Source organism: Rheinheimera sp. EpRS3 (genome assembly GCF_001513785.1).
Taxonomy (GTDB): Bacteria; Pseudomonadota; Gammaproteobacteria; order Enterobacterales; family Alteromonadaceae; genus Alishewanella.
In genome coordinates this window covers 198641-223025 of record NZ_LNQS01000007.1, presented here as the reverse complement: position 1 = coordinate 223025, position 24385 = coordinate 198641, and the positions used below count along the sequence as shown (strand labels likewise).

Annotated in this window: 23 protein-coding genes and 1 pseudogene; 7 read left to right on the top strand and 17 right to left on the bottom strand. The window is 49.0% G+C overall.

The window, feature by feature from the left end:
- Nucleotides 1–4: 4 nt before the first annotated feature.
- The 4 genes from AR688_RS08315 (at nucleotide 5) to fldA (ending at nucleotide 1873) form a co-directional block, all read left to right on the top strand.
- Nucleotides 5–778: an alpha/beta fold hydrolase gene (locus AR688_RS08315; protein WP_068231881.1), complete on the top strand. Its 774-nt coding sequence runs from the start codon at nucleotides 5–7 to the stop codon at nucleotides 776–778.
- Nucleotides 779–844: 66 nt separating this feature from the next.
- Nucleotides 845–1042 carry a DUF2788 domain-containing protein gene (locus AR688_RS08310; RefSeq protein ID WP_068231878.1) on the top strand — a complete coding sequence of 66 codons (198 nt, stop codon included), beginning with the start codon at nucleotides 845–847 and terminating at the stop codon, nucleotides 1040–1042.
- 14 nt (nucleotides 1043–1056) lie between these two features.
- Nucleotides 1057–1329, top strand: a complete 273-nt coding sequence (gene ybfE, locus AR688_RS08305; protein ID WP_068231876.1) for a LexA regulated protein — start codon at nucleotides 1057–1059, stop codon at nucleotides 1327–1329.
- Between the two features lie 13 nt (nucleotides 1330–1342).
- A complete protein-coding gene (fldA, locus tag AR688_RS08300) occupies nucleotides 1343–1873 on the top strand; it encodes a flavodoxin FldA (protein WP_068231875.1) in 531 nt (176 codons plus the stop codon).
- Between the two features lie 53 nt (nucleotides 1874–1926).
- On the opposite strand, the gene AR688_RS08295 is transcribed toward fldA, so the two are convergent.
- Nucleotides 1927–2397, bottom strand: a complete 471-nt coding sequence (locus AR688_RS08295; protein WP_068231874.1) for a DUF4442 domain-containing protein — start codon at nucleotides 2395–2397, stop codon at nucleotides 1927–1929.
- Between the two features lie 154 nt (nucleotides 2398–2551).
- Here AR688_RS08295 and fur point away from each other — a divergent pair, with 154 nt between their 5' ends.
- Nucleotides 2552–2992 carry a ferric iron uptake transcriptional regulator gene (gene fur, locus AR688_RS08290; protein ID WP_068231872.1) on the top strand — a complete coding sequence of 147 codons (441 nt, stop codon included), beginning with the start codon at nucleotides 2552–2554 and terminating at the stop codon, nucleotides 2990–2992.
- A gap of 97 nt (nucleotides 2993–3089) precedes the next feature.
- Here fur and AR688_RS08285 read toward each other — a convergent pair whose 3' ends face one another.
- The 4 genes and pseudogenes from AR688_RS08285 to AR688_RS08270 all read right to left on the bottom strand — a co-directional run bounded on the left by AR688_RS08285 (nucleotide 3090) and on the right by AR688_RS08270 (nucleotide 8687).
- A complete protein-coding gene (locus AR688_RS08285; protein WP_068231870.1) occupies nucleotides 3090–3647 on the bottom strand; it encodes an NAD(P)H nitroreductase in 558 nt (185 codons plus the stop codon).
- A gap of 114 nt (nucleotides 3648–3761) precedes the next feature.
- A complete protein-coding gene (locus AR688_RS08280) occupies nucleotides 3762–5174 on the bottom strand; it encodes a glycogen synthase (RefSeq protein ID WP_068231869.1) in 1413 nt (470 codons plus the stop codon).
- 9 nt (nucleotides 5175–5183) lie between these two features.
- Nucleotides 5184–6428, bottom strand: a pseudogene (gene glgC, locus AR688_RS08275) (glucose-1-phosphate adenylyltransferase); the annotation flags it as partial.
- Between the two features lie 240 nt (nucleotides 6429–6668).
- Complete coding sequence (locus tag AR688_RS08270; RefSeq protein WP_068231864.1) at nucleotides 6669–8687, bottom strand: NADPH-dependent 2,4-dienoyl-CoA reductase; 2019 nt, start codon at nucleotides 8685–8687, stop codon at nucleotides 6669–6671.
- 184 nt (nucleotides 8688–8871) lie between these two features.
- Between AR688_RS08270 and sppA the strand changes: the two genes are divergently transcribed.
- Complete coding sequence (sppA, locus tag AR688_RS08265) at nucleotides 8872–10752, top strand: signal peptide peptidase SppA (RefSeq protein ID WP_068231861.1); 1881 nt, start codon at nucleotides 8872–8874, stop codon at nucleotides 10750–10752.
- 60 nt (nucleotides 10753–10812) lie between these two features.
- Nucleotides 10813–11829 carry an asparaginase gene (gene ansA, locus AR688_RS08260; RefSeq protein WP_068231858.1) on the top strand — a complete coding sequence of 339 codons (1017 nt, stop codon included), beginning with the start codon at nucleotides 10813–10815 and terminating at the stop codon, nucleotides 11827–11829.
- Between the two features lie 57 nt (nucleotides 11830–11886).
- Here the strand turns inward: ansA and AR688_RS08255 are convergent, their stop codons facing one another.
- The 12 genes from AR688_RS08255 to AR688_RS08200 all read right to left on the bottom strand — a co-directional run bounded on the left by AR688_RS08255 (nucleotide 11887) and on the right by AR688_RS08200 (nucleotide 24349).
- Nucleotides 11887–14592 carry a DUF349 domain-containing protein gene (locus tag AR688_RS08255; RefSeq protein ID WP_068231855.1) on the bottom strand — a complete coding sequence of 902 codons (2706 nt, stop codon included), beginning with the start codon at nucleotides 14590–14592 and terminating at the stop codon, nucleotides 11887–11889.
- Nucleotides 14582–14863 (bottom strand): YeaC family protein, encoded by a 282-nt coding sequence (locus AR688_RS08250; RefSeq protein ID WP_068231854.1) that lies wholly within the window; start codon nucleotides 14861–14863, stop codon nucleotides 14582–14584. Before AR688_RS08250 ends, AR688_RS08255 begins: the two co-directional genes overlap by 11 nt.
- Nucleotide 14864: 1 nt before the next feature.
- Nucleotides 14865–15191 carry a hypothetical protein gene (locus AR688_RS08245; protein WP_068231853.1) on the bottom strand — a complete coding sequence of 109 codons (327 nt, stop codon included), beginning with the start codon at nucleotides 15189–15191 and terminating at the stop codon, nucleotides 14865–14867.
- A gap of 36 nt (nucleotides 15192–15227) precedes the next feature.
- Complete coding sequence (gene pbp4b, locus AR688_RS08240; protein WP_068231850.1) at nucleotides 15228–16916, bottom strand: penicillin binding protein PBP4B; 1689 nt, start codon at nucleotides 16914–16916, stop codon at nucleotides 15228–15230.
- A gap of 9 nt (nucleotides 16917–16925) precedes the next feature.
- Nucleotides 16926–18053, bottom strand: a complete 1128-nt coding sequence (locus tag AR688_RS08235; RefSeq protein ID WP_068231847.1) for a M14 family metallopeptidase — start codon at nucleotides 18051–18053, stop codon at nucleotides 16926–16928.
- Between the two features lie 144 nt (nucleotides 18054–18197).
- Nucleotides 18198–19649 carry a glyceraldehyde-3-phosphate dehydrogenase gene (locus AR688_RS08230; RefSeq protein WP_068231844.1) on the bottom strand — a complete coding sequence of 484 codons (1452 nt, stop codon included), beginning with the start codon at nucleotides 19647–19649 and terminating at the stop codon, nucleotides 18198–18200.
- Nucleotides 19650–19778: 129 nt separating this feature from the next.
- The gene (gene msrB / locus AR688_RS08225) at nucleotides 19779–20177 is read right to left on the bottom strand and encodes a peptide-methionine (R)-S-oxide reductase MsrB (protein ID WP_068231843.1); all 399 of its coding nucleotides are present in this window, start codon (nucleotides 20175–20177) and stop codon (nucleotides 19779–19781) included.
- Complete coding sequence (locus AR688_RS08220) at nucleotides 20174–20872, bottom strand: helix-turn-helix transcriptional regulator (protein ID WP_068232111.1); 699 nt, start codon at nucleotides 20870–20872, stop codon at nucleotides 20174–20176. Before AR688_RS08220 ends, msrB begins: the two co-directional genes overlap by 4 nt.
- 92 nt (nucleotides 20873–20964) lie before the next feature.
- Nucleotides 20965–21489, bottom strand: coding sequence for a hypothetical protein (locus tag AR688_RS08215; RefSeq protein ID WP_068231842.1), 525 nt, complete (start codon nucleotides 21487–21489; stop codon nucleotides 20965–20967).
- 105 nt (nucleotides 21490–21594) lie between these two features.
- Entirely contained in the window at nucleotides 21595–22749 is a 1155-nt protein-coding gene (locus tag AR688_RS08210) for a serine hydrolase domain-containing protein (RefSeq protein ID WP_068231839.1), read from the bottom strand.
- A gap of 121 nt (nucleotides 22750–22870) precedes the next feature.
- Entirely contained in the window at nucleotides 22871–23671 is an 801-nt protein-coding gene (locus tag AR688_RS08205; protein ID WP_068231836.1) for a Crp/Fnr family transcriptional regulator, read from the bottom strand.
- 270 nt (nucleotides 23672–23941) lie between these two features.
- Nucleotides 23942–24349 carry a GFA family protein gene (locus AR688_RS08200; protein ID WP_197412166.1) on the bottom strand — a complete coding sequence of 136 codons (408 nt, stop codon included), beginning with the start codon at nucleotides 24347–24349 and terminating at the stop codon, nucleotides 23942–23944.
- Between the last annotated feature and the right edge of the window lie 36 nt (nucleotides 24350–24385).

Here is a 24385-nt window from a genome sequence, read left to right as displayed (position 1 = left end):
TTCTATGCTTTTACATACCCATATCAGCGGCCTGCAAGATAGCAGCAAAGAGCCGGTAGTGCTTATTCATGGCTTATTTGGCAGTTATGAGAACCTCGGCGTTATCGAACGCAGTTTAAGTGAGCAATACCAGGTAATTAATGTTGATGTGCGCAATCACGGCCGCTCCGGCCATAGTGCCGACATGAATTATCAAATGATGGCTGAAGACCTTGCACAAACGCTGGATTCTCTTAGCGTTAGAAAAGCAGCAATACTCGGCCACTCTATGGGGGGCAAGCTCGCCATGGCCTATGCCGTTACCTACCCTGAGCGTGTAACCAGGCTTATTTTGGCTGATATTGCGCCAGTAGGGTATCCGCCGCGGCACAACAGCATTTTTACCGGCTTAAATTCAGTTGATTTAACACAGATTGAAAACCGGGCCGACGCCGATAAGCAACTGGCACAACACGTTAAAGAAAGTGGCGTATGTCAATTTTTGCTAAAAAGCCTGATAAAAGAGAATGACACGTTTCAGTGGCGCTTTAACCTCAGCGCACTTTACGACAACTATGCCGCGTTAATTGGTAATCCAATTGACAGCGGCAGTTACCATGGGCCGGTACTCTTTATTAAAGGTGGCGATTCTGATTACATCCTACCAGAACATAAAGCCACAATTACAAAAGTGTTTCCGGCAGCGCAGGCGAAAATTATCCAGGGCACCGGCCATTGGCTGCATGCTGAAAAACCGGCAGCCTTTACCAAGCTGGTGAAGGACTTTTTATTGAGCTAACGCACTAAATTTTGGTGAAGTTATGCTATAGTGCGCGCACTTTTTTTGCAGGTCAGGTAACGTGCTATGGCTATAGAGCAGTTTGAAGCGATAGGTTTGTGGCTTGGGCTTGGTATTTTGTACCTGTTTATTATAATGGCCATACGAGACGTGCTGAAAAAAAGTAACGCACCGAAGCTTGGACAGTTTTTTGTCTGGCTGGTGCTGTTTTTGTCGCCGGCGGTATTTATTATCAAAAGCGTAGTGCCCTATTTTATTGAGTAGTAAGGTTAGGATTAATGGCGAAGATAGCCACTGATCGCACCACGATTGATTTATTTGCCCAGGAAAAGCGCCCTGGCCGGCCGAAAACCAATCCGCTGCCCCGGGAAGAACAGCTGAAACTAAACAAACGTAATCAAATCAAACGTGATCGCAGTAAAGGTTTAAAACGCATTGAATTTAAAGTGTCTGACCAGCTATACGCAGCGCTGAGTCAGCAGGCAGATCAGGCTGAGATGACACGCAGTGCGTATATCGAACATATTTTGACACAAGCGTTAACCAGGTAAGAAGGTTAGATTAATGGCAACTGTAGGCATTTTTTTCGGTAGCGATACCGGTAACACTGAACATATCGCCAAGATGATCCAGAAAGAACTGGGCAAACACTTGTTCGACGTGCGTGATATCGCCAAAAGCAGCAAAGAGGACATTGCAGCCTTTGATTTGCTGTTACTGGGTATTCCGACCTGGTATTACGGCGAAGCACAGTGCGACTGGGATGATTTTTTCCCTGAGCTGGAAAACATCGACTTCAACAACAAATTAGTGGCTATTTTTGGCTGCGGTGATCAGGAAGACTACGCAGAGTACTTCCTTGATGCCATGGGTACCCTGCGCGATATTATCGAGCCAAAAGGCGCCATTATCGTCGGGCACTGGCCAACTGCCGGCTACAATTTTGTTGCCTCTAAAGCTCTGGTTGATAGCAACCACTTTGTTGGCCTGGGCGTAGATGAAGATCGCCAGCCAGAACTGACAGAGCCACGGGTTAAGCAGTGGTGTAAGCAGATTTATGAAGAAATGAGCTTAAAAGAGTTTGAAGGTCTATAAATAATCACCACAGCAAAACCGGCTTTACAGCCGGTTTTTTTATGCTGCAAAATTTAAACCGGCCGGTATTTGGCTTTTTTACGCACATAAACAGTACGGTTTACCTCTGCCACAATGTTGTTCTGGCTGTCTTTAATATGCACACTAAACTGAGGAAAATGCTTGTCGCCACTCTCTGTTGCGACCTTGATGGTATTAACGGTATCGTCTGACAACCAAAACTCTGCTGTTAGCCTGCCCTTGCCCGGTGTAATAAAATCAATATCTGCCTGTTTATCCCATACCAGATACTCTTTACCTAAAGCTCCCATCAGCATCAGCGGGTAAATAGGATCAGTCATAGCAAACATGGTGCCGCCAAATTGGGTATTATTAATATTCCGGGTCCACGGCCGCGATTTTAACTCAACACGGCAGTAGCGATAATCGCTGCTTAGCGCAGCAACCTTAATACCCGGAAATAAAAACGGCGGCCAAAAATTCAGTAAGTGGCGCATCACCGCCGGATTAAATGCCCATTTCATAAATACACTCTGGTATGACCTGTTTGAGCTATTGTACTTCGCTGTTTGCCAAGTACAAGCTTTGCTTTACGCACAACAGCGGAATATTGCCATTTCATTCTCGGGCCAATGTCTTTATAATCCTTTGCATATATAAGCCAGAGTTAGAGTTTTTATGTCAGATCACAATAGCGAATTACGTAAAGCCGGCCTGAAGGTTACCCTGCCACGGGTAAAAATCCTTGAGATCCTGCAGGATCCAAAGCACCAGCATATCAGTGCGGAAGACGTGTACAAATTGCTGCTGGAGCTGGGTGAAGATATTGGCCTGGCCACGGTTTACCGGGTACTGAACCAATTTGATGATGCTGGCATTTTAACCCGCCACCATTTCGAAGGTGGTAAGTCGGTGTTTGAGTTAACCGGCGGCAGTCACCACGACCATCTGGTGTGCTTAAAATGCGGCAAAGTCATTGAGTTTGAAGACGATGTGATTGAAGCAAAACAACTTGAGATTGCGCAAAAGAATGGTATTAAGCTGACACATCACAGTTTGTACCTGTATGGTGAATGTAAAGACACGGTGCAGTGTAAGAAAAACAGTGAAATGAATTAACAAATTAATCAGTTAATAGCTAATGGCAGTCAATGCTGACTGCCATTAGCTTCAGATACCTGCGATATAATCCAGTATTACTGGTGCCCTACTCAGCTTAAAGATACGAAAAGTACTCTGCCGGATCGGGTGTATGTCTTTTGGCTGGTTCTCCACTGGGTGTACCCAGGTATAAAAAGCCCACTATCTCGTCGTCCTCCCCCAGCTCCAGTGCTTGTTTAACAAAATCAAGCTGAGCGTAGGTACCAGTACGCCAAATTCCGCCAAACCCCTGAGCAAATGCAGCCTGCTGCATCGCCATGACTGCGCAGGCAGCTGATTGCTGTTGCTCAGTTAACGGTACCTTAGCGTGTGTTACAGCTTTGGCAATACACACCACCACCATAGGCGCTCGTAAAGGTAACTGGCGGGCACGTTCTAACAGTTCGTTAGCGATGGCAGGATCATCTTCTACAGCAGCTTCTGCAAAAATATCGCCTAAGCGGCATAACGCCTGACGCCCCTCGGCAATAACAAAACGCCAGGGCCGCAAATTACCATGATCCGGCACCTGCAATGCTGCGCGTTTAATGTTATCCAGTACCTCACCTGCAGGTGCAGGTTCAGTTAAACGGGCTGAAGAAAAACGGCTGGTGAGTAAAGTCAATGCATCCATAAAAAACCCCGATGGTGTTAGCTGTGAGCAGCCTAGCAAATTAACAGTAACCTTTACATCAGATTATGGCAAGGTCACGCCCGTATGACCGCCTTTCAACCATTCTGCTGATTTTTAATGCGCTTTTGCCCACAGCGCTTGCTGATACAACGCCTGATACTGCTCTGCAGCTCTGCGCCAGCTAAAGTTTTGTGCCATACCATTTTGTTGCACTCTTTTATAACTGGCCGTTTTAGCAAACAGCTGTTCGGCCTGTTTTAATGCTGCATCCACTGCAGCAATATCAGGTTCAGCAAAACCTATACCGGTTGCACTGCGGGTTGGCCAGGGTTTTACCGTGTCTTTTAAGCCGCCGGTTAAACGCACCAACGGAACAGTGCCATAGCGCAGACTGTATAGCTGGTTTAGCCCACAAGGCTCGAACAACGATGGCATCAGGAAAAAGTCTCCGGCAGCTTCCAACTGATGCGCCATTGCATCACTAAAGCCCTGCACAAAACGAAACTGCTCAGGATACTGCTGTTGCAACTGCGCCAGTGCACGGCAATAACGGCCTTCACCAGTGCCCATAACAACGACCTGAGCCTGTGTTGTGCCAAGCCAGTGTTTAAGCGCGGGGATCAGATAATCATAACCTTTTTGTCCGGTTAAGCGGCTTACTGCAACAAACAAGGGGGCTTTGCTGGATGCCAGCTCCAGCTGAGTGCGGATTATGGCTTTACACTGTGCTTTGCCAGTGAGGTTGTCGGCGTCATAATTAGCAGGTAAATATACATCCGTTGCCGGATGCCAGATATTGTAATCACAGCCATTTAAAATACCGATAAAATCAGCTGCGCGCTGCTGATACAGTGCTGACAACCCGGCGGCTTCCGGTTCATGCATTAACTCATCGCGGTAACCACGGCTTACGGTGTTAAGTTTATCGGCATATTGCAGTGCTATGGCCAGAAAATTAAGCTCATCATGGCGCTGCGGTTCAATGTCCAGCTCCTGATGCCAGTGAGGTGCGCATTTTTCCTGATAAGCACCGTTGTGAATGCTAAAGATAAACGGCACCTTTGCCAGCTCAGTTGCAGCATAATGCTGTTTCAGATAATAGGCTGCCGCTGCACTTTGCCAGTCATGGCCGTGGATCAAATCAAACTGTTGCCCGCTTTGCAGCGCCCACTCCAGCGCGGCTTTACACAGAAAAGCAAACCGCAACGGGTTATCCGTGTAGCCGTGCTCTCCATCGTCATAAGGCCGCTCACGGCGGAAAAAGTCGTGATGCTCTACCAGCGCAATATTGACGTTATCCAGTGCAAGCTGATGCACCGCACAACCAAAACCGCGCCCCGCCAACTGGAAATAAACCGGTTGCAGCTCTGTAGTAGGCTGCTGATACAAAACACCATAACGCGGTAATATCACTGTTACCTGATGGCCCTGTGTAACCAGGCTTTGTGCCAGACCACGACAGGCATCAGCCAGGCCACCGGTTTTAATCAGGCCTTCATACTCACTACATATAAACAGTATCCGCACTACTTATCCTTACTCAGCTTTATCAAAACCAATCATCGCGCCTTTGGGGATCACAATAACGCCACTTGCAGAGACATGAAAGCGTTGTTTATCCAACACCGGATCTTCACCAATGATAGTACCTGGCGCAATTTTCACATCTTTATCAATAATGGCGCGGCGGATGCGACAACCACGGCCAATATCGTTGTTGCCCATCAGCACACATTTTTCAATATAGCTGTGGCTGTGTACATGCACGTTATAGCCCAAAATAGACTGATACACGATAGAACCACTGACAATACAGCCTGACGCCACCATAGAGCTTATCGCCTGGCCGGTGCGGTTTGCTTCATCATGAACAAATTTTGCCGGCGGTACCGGGGGGGTATAGCCACGTAACGGCCAGTACTTATTATATAAATCAAATGGTGGCTCTACTGAGATCAGATCCATATTGGCTTCGTAGTAAGAATCTATCGTACCCACATCGCGCCAGTACCCACTGCTGCTCTGGCTTTCACCACGAATAACGTTAGATGAAAAATCATAAACATAAACATCTCCCGACGGATAAAGGCCAGGAATAATGTTGTGACCAAAATCATGCTTTGAATCAGCTTGCTTTGCATCTTCTTCCAATACATCTACCAGCGTTTTGGCTTCAAAAATGTAATTTCCCATAGACGCCAGTACAAAACCCGGCCTACCCGGAATGGTTTTAGGGTTAGTTTTGGGTTTTTCTTCAAAGCCGATCATGCGGCCACTGGCGTCTACTTCTATCACACCAAACTCATGTGCCTGCTCTACCGGTACCGGAATAGCTGCAACAGTAAGCTTAGCATTATGATGGCGGTGATAATCCAGCATCTGGCGCACATCCATTTTATAAATGTGGTCGCCACCAAACACACAGACATGCTCAGGATCTAAGCCCTGAATTAAGTGCAGGTTTTGATAAATAGCATCTGCCGTGCCCAAATACCAGTGTTTACCGGTCTGCATTTGTGCCGGTATCGGGTCAATAAAGCGGTTTGTCAGGCCGGTTACACGCCAGGCCCGGCTTAAATGCTTCATCAGAGAATGCGACTTAAACTGTGTAATAACAAAAATCTGCAGTAAATCTGAGTTAACAAAGTTATTCATAACAAAGTCAATAATGCGGTAATTACCGCCAAACGGTACCGCTGGTTTTGCTCTGATGCCGGTTAAAGGTGCCAAACGTGTACCTTCACCGCCAGCCAGAATCATGGTTAATACCCCGGACATAGAAACTCCCTGTTGTGATTGCTGTGTGTGCTTTTTTTATGCAATTTGCAAAGCTGATACCAGAATAGCAGCCTGCATGATGAAAAGACTAGCAGTCAATATGCATAACACTTTGCGCCAGCACAAGATAAAAACAGTAAATGTGTTAAACAGACCAAAGGCACCAAAATGGTGCCTTTGTTAGCAGCGGTTGCTAATGAGGTGCAGTACCGGCACCAGATAAGTGCCAGTGTTTAAATGGGTTCAGATAACTGCGGCTAGCTCTGCGCCTTGCCGGATAGCGCGTTTGGCATCCAGCTCTGCGGCAACATCAGCGCCGCCAATCAGGTGTGAGACTATGCCATGCTGCGCCAAACCTGCCACCAGCGTACGCTGTGGCTCCTGCCCGGCACAGATCACCACATGATCAACATTCAGGCAGCGCTCTTCACCGGCTATCTCAACCCAGAGGCCATTGTCATCTACTTTGAGATAATTAACTCCGGCGATCATTTCCACGCCTTTTTTCTTCAGTGAAGAACGGTGGATCCAGCCCGTGGTTTTGCCAAGGCCAGCGCCCACTTTGCTGGTTTTACGCTGCAGTAAATACACTTTGCGCTCTGCTGGTTGTGGCCGCTCATCAGGCAGCAACGCACCGCGGGCCTGATAGCTTTTATCAATGCCCCAGTCCTTTAACCAGGCTTCTGGTTGTAAAGTCAGTGAATGCTGCTCAGCCAGATACTCTGCAACATCAAAACCGATGCCACCAGCACCAATAATAGCGACATTTTTACCAACGGCTTTATGGTCGCGCAGTACATCTAAATAACTCAGTACCTTGGCATGCTCACTACCAGCCAGGCCAATATCACGCGGCACTATACCCGTTGCCAGCACCACTTCATCAAAGCCTGCCGCTTTGAGGCTGTCAGCGGTTTGCTCACTATTTAAAAACAGCTTTACTGCGTGCAACTCCAGCATACGGCCGAAATAACGCAGCGTTTCATGAAATTCTTCTTTACCGGGAATTTGCTTGGCGTAGTTAAACTGGCCACCTATTTGATGCGATTTATCAAACAGATGCACATCATGGCCACGCTGTGCAGCATAAACACTAAAAGCTAAACCGGCTGGGCCCGCGCCTATTACAGCAATTTTTTTGCGCTGTACTGCAGCAGTGAAATTTAATTCAGTTTCATAGCAGGCACGAGGGTTAACCAGGCAACTGGCGCGTTTATTCTGAAACACATGATCAAGGCACGCCTGATTACAGGCAATACAGGTGTTGATTAGCTCAGCTTTATTGGCCGCTGCTTTGTTAACAAAGTCAGCATCAGCCAGAAACGGCCGTGCCATACACACCATATCTGCCTGGCCGTTGGCGAGGATATCTTCTGCTACTTGCGGATCGTTGATACGGTTGGTAGCAATAACCGGAATATTCACCTGTGCTTTAACGCGCTCGGTGATCCAGCTAAATGCAGCTCGCGGCACCATAGTGCCGATAGTTGGCACCCGCGCTTCATGCCAGCCGATACCTGTATTGAGCAGCGTGGCACCGGCACTGGCAATGTCTTTCGCCAATGCGACTACTTCATCATAGCTATTGCCGTCCTCGACCAGATCCAGCATCGACAAACGGTAAATAATAATAAAATCATCACCACAAGCCTGGCGCACAGCTTTTACCGTTTCAATGGCAAAACGACAGCGCTTTTCAAAGCTACCGCCCCATTCATCTGTCCGCTGATTAGTGCGTGAACAAATGAACTGATTAATTAAATAGCCTTCTGAGCCCATTATCTCAACCCCATCGTAACCGGCATTTTTTGCCAGTTTGGCGGAGTGAGCAAAATCTTTAATTGTGCCGCGTACCTGACGGGCTGACATTTTCGCCGGTTTAAACGGCGTAATGGGCGACTTAATTTTACTTGGCGCCACACTAAACGGGTGATAACCATAACGGCCGGCATGTAATAACTGTAAGCAGATCTTCGCGCCGTGCTGATGCACAGCCTCTGTTACCTGCTTATGCTTGCCTGTTTGCCACCAAAAACTTAACTGGCTGCCAAAAGGTACCAGATTGCCGCGAAAGTTGGGGCTAATGCCACCGGTAATAATTAACCCCACGCCGCCTTTGGCGCGCTCGGCATAAAAAGCCGCCAGCTTGGCAAAGCCGTGCTTTTCCTCTTCCAGCCCGGTATGCATAGAGCCCATAATGACGCGGTTTCTAAGCGTAGTGAAACCTAAATCCAGTGGTTGTAATAATTTTTGGTATGCCACATCACCCTCTCTGGTCGTACCTGTTGTCCATGGCAGACTTTAGCTGCTTTGTCAGCCGATAGCAAGCCACCCACACTATGCCTGCAAGTGTTACACATTTACTTACAAATTCCACTTAGCCTTTATAGCCAAATTGGTTAGCATACCAACATGCACATACGCTGATCTAAAACAGGATACTTCCATGACTGATAAAAAACCCGGCCTGATCCGCCGGTTATTTGGGGCGATTGCCCGGGTTTACCGCGGTTTTCGCTCGGTAATTCTTAATTTGCTGTTTATTTGTATTGTTGTGCTGATTGCTGTCTCCATTTTCAGCGGTGACGATAAAGTTGACGTGCCCCCTACCGCCGCGCTGGTGCTTAATCTTACCGGCGATCTGGTAGAGGAAAAGCGCTGGACAGATCCTATCGCTACAGCAATAAACGAAAGCCTGGGTGGCCAGGAAGATGCACCTGAAGTACTGGTAAGCGATGTTGTTAGCGTAATTAAAAACGCCACCAGCGACAATCGCATTCAGGCGCTGGTGCTGGACTTATCTATGCTGGGCAGTGGCTCACTGGATAAAATGCAACTGATTGGCGCTGCCATTGAAGAATTTAAAGCCAGTGGTAAAAAAGTACTGGCATACGGTGGTTACTATGGCCAGGGCCAATATTATCTGGCCAGTTACGCCGATGAAATCAGCTTAAGCCCGATGGGCGCAGTTATTTTAGAAGGTTATGGCAGCTATCCGATGTATTACAAAAATGCGTTGGAAAAACTGAAAATTAATACTCATGTGTTCCGTGTTGGTACCTATAAATCTGCCGTAGAGCCTTTCCTGCGTAACGATATGTCAGACGAAGCCAAAGAGGCCAACGTTGCCTGGTTAAATGAGCTGTGGTCTGATTACAAACAGCAGGTTGCTGCCCGCCGTGGTTTCGCCGCAGACAACTTTGATGAAACCTATGCTGCTTTGCTGGAAAAACTGCAGGCCGCTGAAGGTGATTTAAGCCAGTATGCTGTTAATGCCGGTCTGGTGGATAACATTAAAACCCGTGAGGCTTTCCGCCGGGATCTTATTGCTATAGTCGGCGAAAATGACGAGCACACTTACAACCACGTGACCTTTGGCGACTACGCCGATTTAGTGATCCCCTCACAGCAATTTGATAACCCGCTGACAGACAAAGTCGCCATAGTGGTTGCCCGCGGTGTTATTGTTGACGGTGTAGCCAAAGCCGGCTCTATTGGCGGTGATTCAACTGCAGCGCTTCTGCGCCAGGCCCGCCATGACGATAAGGTAAAAGCCGTGGTATTGCGCATAGACAGCCCAGGCGGCAGTGCTTATGCCTCTGAAATTATCGGCCAGGAAATTCGTTTACTGCGCGAAGCAGGTAAACCTGTTATTGCCTCTATGGGTTCAGTTGCAGCTTCAGGCGGTTACTGGATTGCCGCGCCAGCCAATGAAATTTGGGCCGCTCCTACCACCATCACCGGCTCTATTGGTATCTTCGGTTTATTACATACCGCAGAAGACGCTCTGCCGGCGCTGGGCTTAAATGTCGATGGTGTTGGCACAACCGAACTGGCCGGATTATCAGCAGGCTTGCCGTTGTTTAAAGGCCTGGATCCAAGAGCTAAAGACTTATTTCAGTTACTGATTGAACGTGGCTATACAGAGTTTTTAACCATGGTCGGCGAAAACCGTAATATGACCAACACTGAAGTTGATGCTGTGGCACAAGGCCGGGTATGGACTGGCACCAAGGCACTGGAGCTTGGTCTGGTCGATAAACTGGGCAACATTGATGATGCCATTAAAGCCGCCGCAGACAAAGCCGGCCTTAGCCAGTACGACGTAAAAGTCGTTAAACAACAACTGACACCAAGTGAGCAGATGATTAAAGACTTGCTGGGTGAGGCAAAAGCACAGGGCTGGTTACCACAGGGTAGCGTAAGCGCCGAACAAAAACTGCTTGGCAAGCTGACAAAACAGCTGAAGCAGGATTTTGTATTGCTAAACCAGTTTAATGATCCAAACGGTGTTTATTCATACTGTGTCAGTTGCAGCATTAACTGACAGCAATAGCTAAGTCTATTACAATGCCCGGCTACTACCGGGCATTTTTATTTGAAATTTATGAGCAGAAAACGTATTTATGTCGCCTACACCGGCGGTACTATTGGTATGCAACATTCCGCACAGGGCTATGTACCAGTGCCGGGCTTTTTAACTGATACTGTAAAGCGCATGCCTGAGTTTTACCGGGCAGAAATGCCGGAGTTTGATATCCATGAGTATCACCCTGTTATAGACTCCTCTGATATGACGCCCGATCACTGGCGTAATATCGCCGAAGATATTCAGCAGCAATATGCCCGATATGACGGCTTTGTGGTGCTACATGGCACCGACACCATGGCTTACACCGCATCTGCCTTATCATTTATGCTGGAAAACCTGCAAAAGCCGGTGATTATTACCGGCTCACAAATCCCGTTGGCGCAAATGCGCTCAGATGGTCAGGTTAATCTGCTTAACGCACTTTATCTGGCGGCTAACTACCCTATTGCAGAGGTAGCACTGTTTTTTAATAATCAGCTGTTTCGTGGCAACCGGGCGACCAAAGCCGATGCTAATGGCTTTAACGCTTTTGCCTCACCCAATTTCCCGCCGCTGCTCGAAGCCGGTATTCATATTAATCTGGTGGCCGGCCGCCTGAGCCAAACTAAGCTGGCAGCGCCGCTGACGCTGGCTTCTGTCGTGCCGCAACCTATCAGCGTAGTAACGCTTTATCCTGGGATCAGCACTGATGTGATCCGTAATATGACAGCCACACCGGTGCGGGCTTTGATTATTAAGTCTTTTGGTGTGGGTAATGCACCACAGCGGCCGGAGTTACTGCAAATTCTGCGAGATGCCAGCGAACGCGGGTTAATTATCGTTAACTGCACCCAGTGCTTTAAAGGCACGGTAAATATGCAGGGCTATGCCACCGGTAATGCGTTAAAGCAATCAGGTGTAATAAGCGGTTACGACATGACACTGGAAGCTGCACTGACCAAACTGCACTATTTGCTCAGTAAGCCGCTTAATGCAGAACAAATTCGCCAGCAAATGCAGCAGGATTTACGCGGAGAATTAACCGCAGGCTAAGGCTGTTTCTTAAGATAACAACCGGCTTAAGTTTAAGCCGGTTCTAACAGATAACGGTTAAAACAGTGTTTTAACCCGTGCCAGCAATGGCAATTCCGCTTCTGTCAGCGCACCAAACTGCAACCAGCGTTTTAGCAGGCTGTGTTTGTCCAGTGTACTACCCTGATTGTGCTTATCGGATAGCAGTAGCAACTGTACCTGCTGGCGCGCACTTTGTTCACTTTGCGGCGATGGCGCATCGGCTATCAACTCCAGTGCCAGTGTCAGTTGAGCGCGGCTGAACTGTTGTTCCTGCTGCTTGTTAAAGCAATCACGGTATCCTGCCGGTAGCTGCTCTGCACTTATATCTGGGCTGGCCAGCAGCTCAAACATCTGGCTAAATTCACGTTGCTGCTGTTGCTGTTGCCACTGCTGTTGTTTTTGCTTCAGTTTATCCTGTAACTGGCGCACCGCTTGCTGTGCAGCGCTGCTGTCAGGTTGCAATGTCTGCAGCTGCTGTTGCAGTTCAGCCAGTGCTGTAAGCTCTGTTGCCGCATCCAACTGCGCGGACAGCTCAGTCAGTTGCATTTCAAACTGCTTCAGTTCTGCCTGCTCGGCTTGCTTTTGCTGTTCAAACTGCTCAGAGCGTGCATTAAAGAAACCATCACAGATGGCACGGAACTGCAGCCACAGCGCCTGATCCTGCTTACGGGCGGCATTGCCTGTTGTTTTCCACTGTTGCTGGCATTCCTTTAACACTTTCGCCGTCAGGTTAGCATCAGCCAAACCCAATGCAGCCTGAGCTTTATCCACAAGCTGCTGCTTGGCATCGGCTGCATGCTGTTGTAAGGCTTTTAACTGCTCACGCAGTGGCGAAAGCGCCTGATTAAAGCGCTCATTCAAGGCAGTAAACTGCTGTTTATCAACGGCACCAGCCTGCTGCCAGGCTTGCTTAAGCTGCTGCAGGCGGGTATCCAGTGCTTTGGCATCACTGCTTGGTGTAAACTCCAGCGCCTGAGTAATAATCTGTTCGCGTTGTATTACATGCTCTGCACGCAGTGCATCCTGTGCGGCAAAATAAACCCGACACGGCACAAATGCCTGCTCGCACGCCAGATCAAAAGCAGCATTAAGCTGTTCTTCCTGCGCCGGATCAGCCTTGCCCAGGCTGTTCCACTGCGCTCTGGCCTGTTTTACCTCATCGGCACGCTGGCGCATCAGGTTATCCGGCACTACGCTGTCCAGTTGCTGCATCTGTTGCAGCAATTGTTGTTTGCGCGGCGTGGCGATATATTCCTGCCAGTCTGCCAGCTCGGCCAGTTTGTCGCGGGCAAACTCGTAATCTTTCGCCAGCGCTAACTGCTGCTGTGTGCTTAATTGCTGATAATCCTGCTCTATGCCTTTAAACAGGCCAAATAGCACTTTGTATTTACCGGCATTATAGAGGCGCCGGTATTGCGCCAGTTTGCTACGACATTGCCTTTGAATTTTATCACTCTGTGCAGTAAAGCTTTTGGCCAGCTCTTGCCACTGTTGCTGCAGAGCATTTTTAGCCTCCAACAAGCTTGCCGGCACGGCAATCACCATCGCTTTGCTGATCTCACGGAAATCTTGCTGCCACTGCTTTAGCTGGGCAGATAACTGCTGATAATCGGTGGCATTATCTGGCACCGGCTGGGCCGCCCAATCTGCCACAATACGGGTTAGCCGGGTGAGCTGCTCGGCCAGTTCCGGTAAGCGGTTTAGCTGTTGCTGTAACTGGGCAAGGCGTTTGGTTAGCCCGGCTTTGTCGGTAATATCCGCGTTTGTCAGGGTGTCACTGAGCGTTGTTATTTGCTGTTCAAGTTGTTGCGCCGCACTGATATCTGTAGTTAACAATGCCTGCTGCAACGCTTGTTCCAGTTGATTAAACTGTTGCTGCAACGCCATTGTTCTTTCTGCTCTGGCCTCACGCAGTGCCTGCTCGGCCTGTAGTTTGCTTAGCTCTTCCAAACGGGGGGCTAACCACTGCTCAATCTGGCTGGTAATTTTCTGATATTTCGCCCGGAATTCTGCAGCTTCATCGCCCAGGTAATGTAGCTCGCCTTCAAGTTGCTGCCACTGTGTCTGGTAATCAGCAAGTAAAGCAGGCAAAGCCTCTACGCTGCTGCGATCGCGCGCGGCATTTAATTTTGACAGCATCAGGGTAAGCTGTTTACGCAACTGCAGCGGTTTTTGCTTTTGCTCGCTAAGCACGGCCAGTTTTTGCTGCACCTGAACCAGCATATCCCCATTGAGCTGTTTGCTGAGCTTTTCCAGTGTTTTTTCATCGTCAATTTGCGCCAGCAACTGCTGCTTTTGTACAGGTTGCAACACAGGATCTTGCAAGGCTTTGAGGTTAAGCTCGATTTTGTTTAAGCGCTGTAGCAGGCTAAATTTAATACCGGCATCAGTTTCAGTTTGTGCCAATTGCTCCAAAATACTGCTGCGGTTGCACTGAGCAATAAACTGTTGTTTTAGCTTCGGCTCAACCTGATTTTGCAACAACTGGCGAATCAGTGTTTGCTCGGCCAGCTGCTGTAAACGCTCGGCGCTGTCATGTTTACTGGCTTGCCACCAAAGTGAAAAATCATTCAGCTTAATCAGGGCCGCTTTGCGCACTGCTTCGGCGCCGTCGTTAAAGGCCAGTTCATGCAACACGCTTTTATGTGCCTGATCCTCGCTATTTAGTTCGTTAATTGCCTGTTGACGCACAGCAACGTCGGGATGCTGCCATTTGGGTTTAAAAAAACGTTTAAAGATCATCGTGCGAGAACCTTGCAATAGACGGCTGAGTTTCGAATTGTTTTTTAAGTTCGGCTTTGGATTTATGCACCATTTGGCCATCGGCGCCGATGGTAAAAAGCTCATCTGACTTTAAAACCTGTGCCTGATACGCCATCACCAGTTGTAAACTGTGCGCCCGCTGTGCTTCGCTCATCGGGTTACCGTCTGCCCAGCGGCCAGTGGCAACAGCATCTGAGAGCTTTTCATAAGTGTCTGGCGTCATAGCCTGCACTAAAGCATTGAAATTCATCTTATTTACGCTTTCTCATAAACATAATACGGGCGCGGCTGACAATATACCAGCAAAAGCCCAGGCCGATAGCGGCGCCGGCAATATATTGTTGCGGGCTGCCTGCCTGTGGGTCCCACCAGTACATCAAGCCAAAACCGGCCAGAAATAATACCAGCGCAAACATTGAATGGTTAACCAGACTTTGCGCCTGATCCAACGCCTTGCTGCGCTCCAGAGATTCGCGTTTTTCCGGCGTTAATCCGGCGATATCGCCGTTACATTTATTGCACTGCGCGCTTTTATCAGAAATTTTGTGCCCACAAAACGGACAGGAAATAATAGCCATAACACTCCAACCTTAATTCGGACGGCCAGATACCGCCTACTGCATTGCCTGGTATATTTTACTCATGATGCTGCCATACATACCAGTTTCAAACCGATCACCGGCAAAATAATAACTATTTTCACCTTCGGCCAGCACCGGGCTATGTTTTTTATTGGTTAGCAGTACCACTACCAAACCGTAATACGGGTCGACCAGCGTAGCGGTTCCGGTCCAGCCGGTATGACCAAACGCATAAGGACTGGCATAGGGGCCAAAGTGCCAGTTTAAATCGCCACCCACAGCGGTGCGCCACCCCAGGCCAACAGTATGATCTGTCACTGAAGGCCGGACAAACTGCTGAATAACTGCCTGGCTGAATACCGGTGTTAAACCATAACCGCCATGCAGCGCCAGCATCGCCAGGGTGGCAGTTTCACGCGCAGTGGAGAACAAACCAGCATGCCCCGCTACGCCATCAAAGGCATAACGGGCTTTCTCATCGTGCACATTGCCCCGCACCACACCGCGTATATCTGCCGGAAAGCTTACCCGCCCGCCACGGCTGTTACCATCAAGCTCTGTGGCCGCGATACGGCTTTGGGCTATGCCTTTACGCAACGGGTTAAATACTGTGCTGTTTAGTCCCATCGGCCGGTATAGCTGCTGTTCCAGATACTCATCCTGAGCCTGGCCGGTAATACGCTCAATCAGCAGGCCAAGCAGCATATAGTCAATATCACTGTATACCGCTTTACCGCCACGCTCGCGCTCAAATGGCACTTCGCTGGCAATCAGCTGCATGCTGCGCGCCCTGTCGAGCGAGTAAAACGCTGGCCCGTGACGGTTGTCCGGCCGGTGAAAATGCACCTCAGGCGCATAACCTGCACTGTGATACAACAAATCGCTGACCAGACGCTGCTCACGGCCGTTACCCTGATACTCTGTAAGGTAATGTTGCAGCGGCAGATTGATGTCCAGTTTGCCTGCACTGACCAACTGCATAATGGCATAGTTGGTGGCGTACATTTTAGTGTTAGACGCCAGGTCAAACACCGTATCGGTTTGCATCGGCTCGGGCTGACTCAGCTCAGTGCCATCACTGGCATAGCGGCTGGCATAACCATAGGCAGTTTCCTTAATAATTTTGCCATCTTTGGCAATCAGTAACACCGCACCGGGAAAACCCTGTTCGACTTCACGCTGAATAAGCTGGTCCAGTTCAGCCAGCACGGCTGCTGAAAACCCCGCATTATGCGCAGCCTTAGCGGTATTATCCTGCAGCACCGGGTAAGGCAGCACCACACGCACTTTAGCACCAAGTGGTTCTATATCAACAAGTTCCAGCTGGTTTATACCATTACGCGTAACGGCGCTGATATCCAAAGCCAAATGTTGCCCCAGCTTAGCATCCGGGCGTAAATGTAATATTTTGCCGTTAACACTGAGCGTTAACGCTGTGGTTGTCCCCAGCTCCAGCAGCAGTTCACCCTGGCCCTGATAGCCGATAAAACTGCGCCGGTTATTTACCCAGGCCCGCTGGCTTGCCGTTTCTGGCCACAGCACATCCAGTTGGCCCAGCGCATTCCTCTTGTTAAGCCCATTGCTCTGGCTAAGTGCAGCAAGTTGAGTTGCATTTTGGCTATGTAATGCCGACGCCGGCATCGCAGGCTGATACACCGCAACACAACTGCTTAGCGTCAGCAGAACTGACGCCAGCAGCAAAGGTTTAGCAGCTAAATACATAGGCAAAACTTAACGCAGCTTATCGGCAACGGCCAGAATAGCTGGCAGCATATCCTGCCCCAGCTTCATCGAGCGTATATCAGACCAGCCATAGGCATCATCCGGCAGGTTGGCATTATCTTTAAACGGCATTTCTACGGTGTACGCCAGGCAGTTAAATTGCTCACCGACCCAGGCGGTAGCAACTGTCATATTGGCTTTACCCGGCTCGTCTAAATCATAGCCAAACTCGGTTTGAAACTCAGGCGTTACTGCCAGCAAGGTTTGTTTAAACAGGTTTTCCAGATTTTTTATCCGCTCATCGTACGACGGCACACCTTCGCTGCCGGCAACAAAGTTATATGGCAGGTTTTCATCGCCGTGCATATCAAGGAATAAATCGACGCCGGTTTCCAGCATTTTTTGCCGTACCAGATACACTTCCGGGCTTTTTTCCATTGACGGGTTCAGCCACTCGCGGTTTAGGTTCATGCCGGCAGCGTTAGTACGTAAATGGCCGCGTACCGAGCCATCCGGGTTCATATTCGGCACTATGTAAAACACTGCTTTGTTCAGCAGCGCGCGGGATACACCGTCATCTTCGTCCAGTAAACGATCGAGCAAACCTTCAATCAGCCACTCGGCCATGGTTTCACCAGGGTGCTGGCGCGCCGTGATCCAGATTTTCTTTTTGCCTTCTTCCGGCTCACCGACAATTAACAGGCTCATATCACGGCCGTCTAAGGTTTCGCCCAGCTCAACCAACTGACAGTTGTAGTCAGACTGTGCCTGATGCAGTAAATCCATGTGGCGCTCGTAGCTGTATGGTGCAAAGTAGGCAAAATAAACAGATTGTGCTTCCGGGAAGTGCTTAATGGTTAGCGCTTTACCGTCATATTCGGTGTCTACCCGAAACCAGGTTTGGCGGTCGTACGAGGCTACGGCCTGATAATCTTTCCAGCCATCAGGATAAGCAGAATCACCGGCATTGGTAATAGTCAGCGTATGCAATTGCGCATGTTCAGTGCTTAAACGAAAATGAAACCACTGGTAAAAGTCGGATTGATTGTCTTTGCGAATGGCCAGCTGAATATTATCGGGAGAATCAGCCTGTAGTACTTCAATGTTACCGCTGTCAAAGTTGCTGGTAATTTTCATAAATCGGGTCCGTAGGCGTAAAGAGTGAAAGACTAACACAGGTGCTGCCTGGTGCAACTGACCTGAGCTACAGTGTAAAGGATTCTAACAGGTTAAGCGCAAAGAAAAAGCCGCTAAAAAGCGGCTTTTCGATAAAGACACAGATTAACGCGCTACCGGCAGGGTTGGATACTTAATTCCTGCCATATCATTCATTACCCGGATAACCTGAGTGCTGTAACCGAACTCGTTGTCATACCAAACGTACAACACACAACGATCACCATCAACAATAGTGGCCTGCGAGTCAACTACGCCGGCGTAGCGTGAGCCGACCAAATCTGACGATACAATTTCGGTAGAAGCGGTAAAATCAATCTGATCCTGCAGTTCAGAAAACAGAGACGTACGTTGTAAAAAGTTGTTCATCTCGTCACGGCTGGTTTCACGCTTTAAATTCAGCGATAAAATAGCCATAGACACATTTGGTGTAGGCACACGAATAGCATTACCGGTTAGCTTACCTTTTAATTGCGGTAACGCCTTGGCGACAGCGCTGGCAGCACCGGTAGAGGTTAACACCATGTTCAGCGGTGCAGCACGGCCACGGCGCTCGGCACTGTGGAAGTTATCGATCAGGTTTTGGTCATTTGTATACGAGTGTACGGTTTCCACATGGCCGTTACGGATACCAAACTCATCTTCCAGCGCTTTTAACACTGGTGTAATGGCATTGGTGGTGCAACTGGCGGCAGAAACAATTTTGTGCTCTGGCAAAATCATATGCTGGTTTACACCATAAACGATATTAGGCACATCGCCTTTGGCCGGCGCTGTCAGCAATACCTTGGCCGCACCTTTACTGCTAAAGTGAATGCTCAGCTCTTTGTCGTCTTTCCAGATACCGGTGTTATCTACCACCAGCGCATCGCTGATACCGTATTGGGTATAATCAACCAGCTCGGGTGAATTAGCGTAAATCACTTTAATAAAGGTGCCGTTGGCTTTAATACCCTGGTTTTCTTCATCTACCGTGATGCTGCCGTTAAAAGGGCCGTGGATAGAATCGCGGCGCAGCAGGCTGGCACGTTTTTCCAAATCACCTTTTTTACCGCCGCGCACTACTATGGCACGTAAACGCAGTTTAGTACTCGGGCCAGAGCGTTCCAGCATTAGGCGGGCTAACAAACGACCAATACGGCCAAAACCGTACAGCACCACATCAACCGGTTTAACCTGATCTTCGTGATCCAGCAGCTCGGTCAGTTCACGGGCTAAATACTGCTCCAGCTCAGTGCCGTTAGCGGCATTTTTATAAATATAGCCGTATGCCAGCTTACCAATATCCACCCGTCCCGGAGCCAGATTCATTTTGCTGATTGCTTCAAGCAGCGGAAAACTTTCGCGTAAACGCAGTTTTTGCCCTTCGAACCGCTCAACGCTTTTATGCGCTTTAATAATGTCGATAGTGGTGGCGTTTACCAGCGGGCGGCCATATACCACCACTTCAATACCTTTATTACGGTATAAGCGGCCAATAATGGGCTGCATGTTTTCGGCATATTCCTGGCGTTCCTGCCAGCTCTTCTGATACTGCTCTGCGTGCGATAGGGTCATGTGTAGAGGCCTTTTACTTCAGTAAGATGAATTAATCGGTGATGCCAAAGCACGGTCTGCGCCGCTGATTGCTCTAACGGCGCGTATTGTAATAGAAGTTGAAAGCTTACGACAACAGTTACAAAAATTTTATTCTGTTTTGTCACTGAAGGTTAAAGACACGGAGTTAACGCAGTAACGGTTGCCGGTAGGTGCCGGGCCATCTGTAAATACATGGCCTAAATGCGCATCGCAGTTGGCGCACATAATTTCGGTGCGTACCATGCCATGGCTGGTGTCACTCTGGTATTTTACCCTACCCTCCAGCGCTTGATAAAAGCTGGGCCAGCCACAACCGGCATCAAATTTAGTTGTTGATGAAAACAGCTCAGCCCCACAACAAACACAGTGATAACTGCCGGCTTGTTCATTATGCAGCAGCTCACCACTAAACGGATATTCTGTACCTTTAAGCCTGGTAACCCGGTATTGCTCGTCGGTTAAGCGCTCGCGCCATTGCTGATCTGTTAATTGCTCGGTTAGTTTCATTGTCGCTCCTCTCGCTGCTGTTGTTTCATTTCCAGCCGCCATTCACGGGTTAATTGCATACGCCGGCGTGGATAAGGATCACCGGGTACAATCAGGCTGCCAATTCTGTCCAGCCTGAAGTGGCGAAATTCATTGCGTAGCTCGCACCAGGCCACCAGCATACGGCGGCTATCGAAAAATGCCAGCATAATAGGCCAGACAATACGCTCGCTGGCGGTACCATCCTCCCGGATATAGCTTATATGCAAGCGCCGTTCGCGGCGAATAGCCTCGCGCACCTGGCGCAAAAATGCCGCACCTTTGTCAGCAAGGGCAGGAAAAGCCAGCAAACCAATGTCATTAATACGGTCACGTAAATCTGTTGGTGCTGCGGCCGCTACTTTTGCCAACACGTTACGCGCAGCTATTACCAGCTCGTCATCGCCCTGCACCTCTACCCAGCGTAAGCCCAGAGCCAATGCCTCAAGCTCGGCTTCATCAAACATTAACGGTGGCAGAAAAAAACCGCTGCGCAGTAAATAACCAATACCGGCTTCGCCATCAATACCGGCGCCCAGGGTGATCAGTGTTTGAATATCACGATACACAGTACGCACTGATACCTGTAATTGTGCGGCCAGTATCGCTGCCGTTACCGGGTGGCGGTAATGACGTAGTTTGTCCATTAAACGAAACAAGCGTTCAGTTTTATCCATAGCAGCATTTTTATCAGTGTTTTTTTCAGTATAACCTGCTCTACTGACAGAAGGTGTCAGCATAACGCCCTGGGTGAAAATACGCGATGACGCTATTGGGCAAATAATTTAGCAATGTTGCGATGGTAATGCGTGGCAGGTCTGGGTTTAGGCTGCTGCAATGCACTAATTATCTGCCGGGCGTGTGTATCGGTGTCTGCCAGTGTAAAGGCGTAACCGCCGCTAGCGGATGTTAAAATAGTCATGCTAAGCCGGCTGCTGCCATCATCGGAACGGATAAAGTTCAGGCTATCACGCACCCGGTAACGCTCAAGGCTGTAGTTAAAAAACTGCAGCGCAAATTCTTGCTGCTGAAAAGAAGTAGGAAACTCTGACCGGGCTGACAAATAGCGGCTAAATGCCCGGGAGGCTTCGTCTGTAGCGGCAAAAGCCAGCTCAGCATTACCGGCATGGGTAAAATGTAAACGACAGTGGCCTGTCGTTTTTTGCTCGATCAATTTTAAACAGGCTTTGTTTTGTTCAGTTGAAAAATCAACCGGCGAATTTGCCAGCACGGTAGAGGTTATCAAGGCTAAACCCAGCACAGCATAATGGCAGGCTCTTTGTATTACCGGCATAACCTCTCCGCTTCGTGACAACATTATTGAACAGCTACGGCATAAACACGCAGTGCAGACATTAGTTATAGATGTAAATAACCAGGCGTTCAATAAAGCAGTGAGCTATTGTGCCGGTAAAGCCGCCAATACTTTTGCTACCAGTTGGTTTAATTCATCCCCGTTACCGATCCAGCGTGCCACCAGCAAAACATCGTTTTGCTGGTCAATATAAATAATATTACGCCCGGCGCCCTGAAAAGTAACCGCAGTTTCCGGTGCGGCGGGCAAGGCTTTGCGGCCAGGGTTTAAAAACCAGTTGGCATAGCCGTAATCGGCTTTTGCAGCAATGCCGGTGCGTGCCTGTTTAATAAACTCGCGACTTACCAGTTGCTGCCCCTGCCACTGGCCATCACGTAAAAACAGGTAACCAAAGCGGGCCAGATCCCAGGCATTAATAAACATGCCACCGCCCCAGTGCCCGCCGCCTGATACGCTTTGAATTTTCTGGCCATCAAGTTCTATCCAGCTATTGTCGTAACCATACCAGCGCCAGCCAGCACTGGCACCAATAGGTTGCATAATCCGCTCGTTCAGTACCACAGGTAAGGGTTTACGCCAAACATAGGTGGTTACCAGTGCCAACAAATTAACACGCACATCATTATATTTGTATTTACTACCCGGTGCATGTAATGGCCGGTTGGGCCAGTTTTTTGGCTCACCTTCGGGGCGATCTGCCCAGTCGGGTTTTCCCCACAAGGTTCCCTGCCAGTCACTGGTTTGGCGTAATAAATGATCCCAGCGGATTTGCCGGTTATGCTCAGTAGCAAACAAGCTGCCATCTGGCACTGCATAAGGCCAGACTAGATCATCTGCGCTGCGGATTAAACCATCCTGCAGTGCCAGCCCGGTAACTGTAGTAAGAAAGGTTTTACTGATACTGTGTGTCATGTCCACACTTTGGGTATCACCCCACTGTGCAATCACCTTACCCCGGTACACAATCAGCCCGTTAGTCGCAGCGCGCACCGACATCGGGCCAATAATCTGATCATAGGGCTCGCGCGCACCAAAAGTTGTTGCCTGCACTATGGCTTGATCCTTTGCTGCTGGGTTTTCACTGGCAATGGCATAATCTACTGCCTGTTGCAGTTTTTCAGCGTTAACCCCCAGGCTTTGTGGTGTGGCTTGCTGCCAATGGCCGGCGGGCGGAAAATAGTGTTCAGCAGCTACGGCATTAACACTCAGTAATAAGGCACAAACTAACGGGTAACGCATATATCTTCCTGTAATATTATCTTACTCGGGCCACGGATATTGGCCCTGCCTAGTTGTTCAGAACTTAGCTATCCAGAACTTGATCACTGTCCAACAACCTGACCACTCTCGCCGGGCAGTCTTACTTAGCCGTCGGCTTAGCTGTGTCCAGTGTTGGCAGCGTTGCCAGCGGAATATCAGCTACATTAGTTATCACCTGCCGTTGTTTTAGGTAGGGCAACAGCAAATCTGTTTCTTTTTTTACCACGCCGTAGCATTCACAGCTAAGCGCTTCAAGCTTTTGCCGATCCAGCACTTTTATTAAACCACGCGAGTAGGAAATAACGCCCAATTGCTGCAATTTAGCTGCCGCCTGCGTAACGCCTTCGCGCCTTACCCCCAGCATATTGCCAATAAACTCCTGCGTCATCGTCAGATGATTGTGCGACAAGCGATCCATCGACAGCAACAGCCAGCGGCACAGCTGTTGGTCTATCGAATGATGCCGGTTGCACACAGCTGTTTGTGCCACCTGCGTGATCAGCGCCTGGGTATAACGCAGCATTAGCAACAACAACTGGCCATGGCGGTTAAATTCTTCTTTCACCCGCGGTCTTGGCAGACGATAAGCGTAACCTGCGCTTTGCACCACAGACCGGCTTGGCGTACTTTCACCGCCCATAAATAAAGTGATGCCAAGTAAGCCTTCATTCCCCACTACCAGAATGGCGGTTGATGCACCATTTTCCATCATGTACTGCAGTGACACTATTGAGTCAGTTGGAAAATACACATGTTCCATAGCGCTGCCAGACTCGTACATCAGCGCACGTAGCGGCAGCGGCACCAACTCTAAATGCGGAAACAGCCGGGCCTGTACTTCTGGCGACAACGCCGCCAACAGATGATTCTGCTGCGGATGAGGTTGAGGTTTTACGGACATGCAAATCCTTGGTAAATGAGAACACTGCTGACAAAGCGGCTAAAACCGCAACCGACGCTGGCGATAACGCAAGCAGCGTTAAAACCACCGGGCTTTACCTGGCTGAAATCAAACATTAATTGTGATAGCTACCGGTAGTGTCAAATTGGCGTTGGGTACAATTGTTAACATAACATAATACCAAGGTTCTCTGGCGACAATTTCAAACTGCCTGCTATCCCTTGTGGCAACTTGCAATTGGTTATTGTGTTTATTACCCACTGGCAGAGATTAATTGCGCCCCGGTTCAAAGCCATCAGAACGCGGCAGATTGGCGTCTAAATCCTCCCAATTGGCTTTAGAGCTGTAAAAATTATGCGATATCGGCCGCTCGCTGATATCGCTGCTTAAAATACCCAGCCGGATGCGGATACGGGCCGGGTCTTGTTCGTTACTGCTGTATACGGGGGAGCCGCAGTTACTGCAAAAATGCCGTAAACGCCCTGGTTTAAAGGCAAACTGGCTGAGCCGGTTAGCACCTTTTACTACTGAAAAATCCGCACTTTGCACAAAGCCATTAGTGGCAAAAGCCGTACCACTTGATTTACGGCACAATGAGCAATGGCAATGAATAATACTGCTGATAGGCCCGTTAATTTCAATTGCTACTTCACCGCACAAACAGGCGCCCTGATACATAATACTCCTTACCAATACATAACAGATTTAACTCAA

Coding starts and splice junctions, on each gene's coding strand:
- AR688_RS08210 (WP_068231839.1), bottom strand. CDS start 22,749: ATGCGTTACCCGTTAGTTTGTGCCTTATTACTGAGTGTTAATGCCGTA.
- fldA (WP_068231875.1), top strand. CDS start 1,343: ATGGCAACTGTAGGCATTTTTTTCGGTAGCGATACCGGTAACACTGAA.
- AR688_RS08255 (WP_068231855.1), bottom strand. CDS start 14,592: ATGATCTTTAAACGTTTTTTTAAACCCAAATGGCAGCATCCCGACGTT.
- msrB (WP_068231843.1), bottom strand. CDS start 20,177: ATGAAACTAACCGAGCAATTAACAGATCAGCAATGGCGCGAGCGCTTA.
- AR688_RS08250 (WP_068231854.1), bottom strand. CDS start 14,863: ATGAATTTCAATGCTTTAGTGCAGGCTATGACGCCAGACACTTATGAA.
- sppA (WP_068231861.1), top strand. CDS start 8,872: ATGACTGATAAAAAACCCGGCCTGATCCGCCGGTTATTTGGGGCGATT.
- AR688_RS08235 (WP_068231847.1), bottom strand. CDS start 18,053: ATGAAAATTACCAGCAACTTTGACAGCGGTAACATTGAAGTACTACAG.
- pbp4b (WP_068231850.1), bottom strand. CDS start 16,916: ATGTATTTAGCTGCTAAACCTTTGCTGCTGGCGTCAGTTCTGCTGACG.
- AR688_RS08295 (WP_068231874.1), bottom strand. CDS start 2,397: ATGAAATGGGCATTTAATCCGGCGGTGATGCGCCACTTACTGAATTTT.
- AR688_RS08200 (WP_197412166.1), bottom strand. CDS start 24,349: ATGTATCAGGGCGCCTGTTTGTGCGGTGAAGTAGCAATTGAAATTAAC.
- AR688_RS08285 (WP_068231870.1), bottom strand. CDS start 3,647: ATGGATGCATTGACTTTACTCACCAGCCGTTTTTCTTCAGCCCGTTTA.
- AR688_RS08215 (WP_068231842.1), bottom strand. CDS start 21,489: ATGCCGGTAATACAAAGAGCCTGCCATTATGCTGTGCTGGGTTTAGCC.
- AR688_RS08205 (WP_068231836.1), bottom strand. CDS start 23,671: ATGTCCGTAAAACCTCAACCTCATCCGCAGCAGAATCATCTGTTGGCG.
- AR688_RS08245 (WP_068231853.1), bottom strand. CDS start 15,191: ATGGCTATTATTTCCTGTCCGTTTTGTGGGCACAAAATTTCTGATAAA.
- ybfE (WP_068231876.1), top strand. CDS start 1,057: ATGGCGAAGATAGCCACTGATCGCACCACGATTGATTTATTTGCCCAG.
- AR688_RS08220 (WP_068232111.1), bottom strand. CDS start 20,872: ATGGATAAAACTGAACGCTTGTTTCGTTTAATGGACAAACTACGTCAT.
- AR688_RS08315 (WP_068231881.1), top strand. CDS start 5: ATGCTTTTACATACCCATATCAGCGGCCTGCAAGATAGCAGCAAAGAG.
- AR688_RS08310 (WP_068231878.1), top strand. CDS start 845: ATGGCTATAGAGCAGTTTGAAGCGATAGGTTTGTGGCTTGGGCTTGGT.
- fur (WP_068231872.1), top strand. CDS start 2,552: ATGTCAGATCACAATAGCGAATTACGTAAAGCCGGCCTGAAGGTTACC.
- AR688_RS08230 (WP_068231844.1), bottom strand. CDS start 19,649: ATGACCCTATCGCACGCAGAGCAGTATCAGAAGAGCTGGCAGGAACGC.
- ansA (WP_068231858.1), top strand. CDS start 10,813: ATGAGCAGAAAACGTATTTATGTCGCCTACACCGGCGGTACTATTGGT.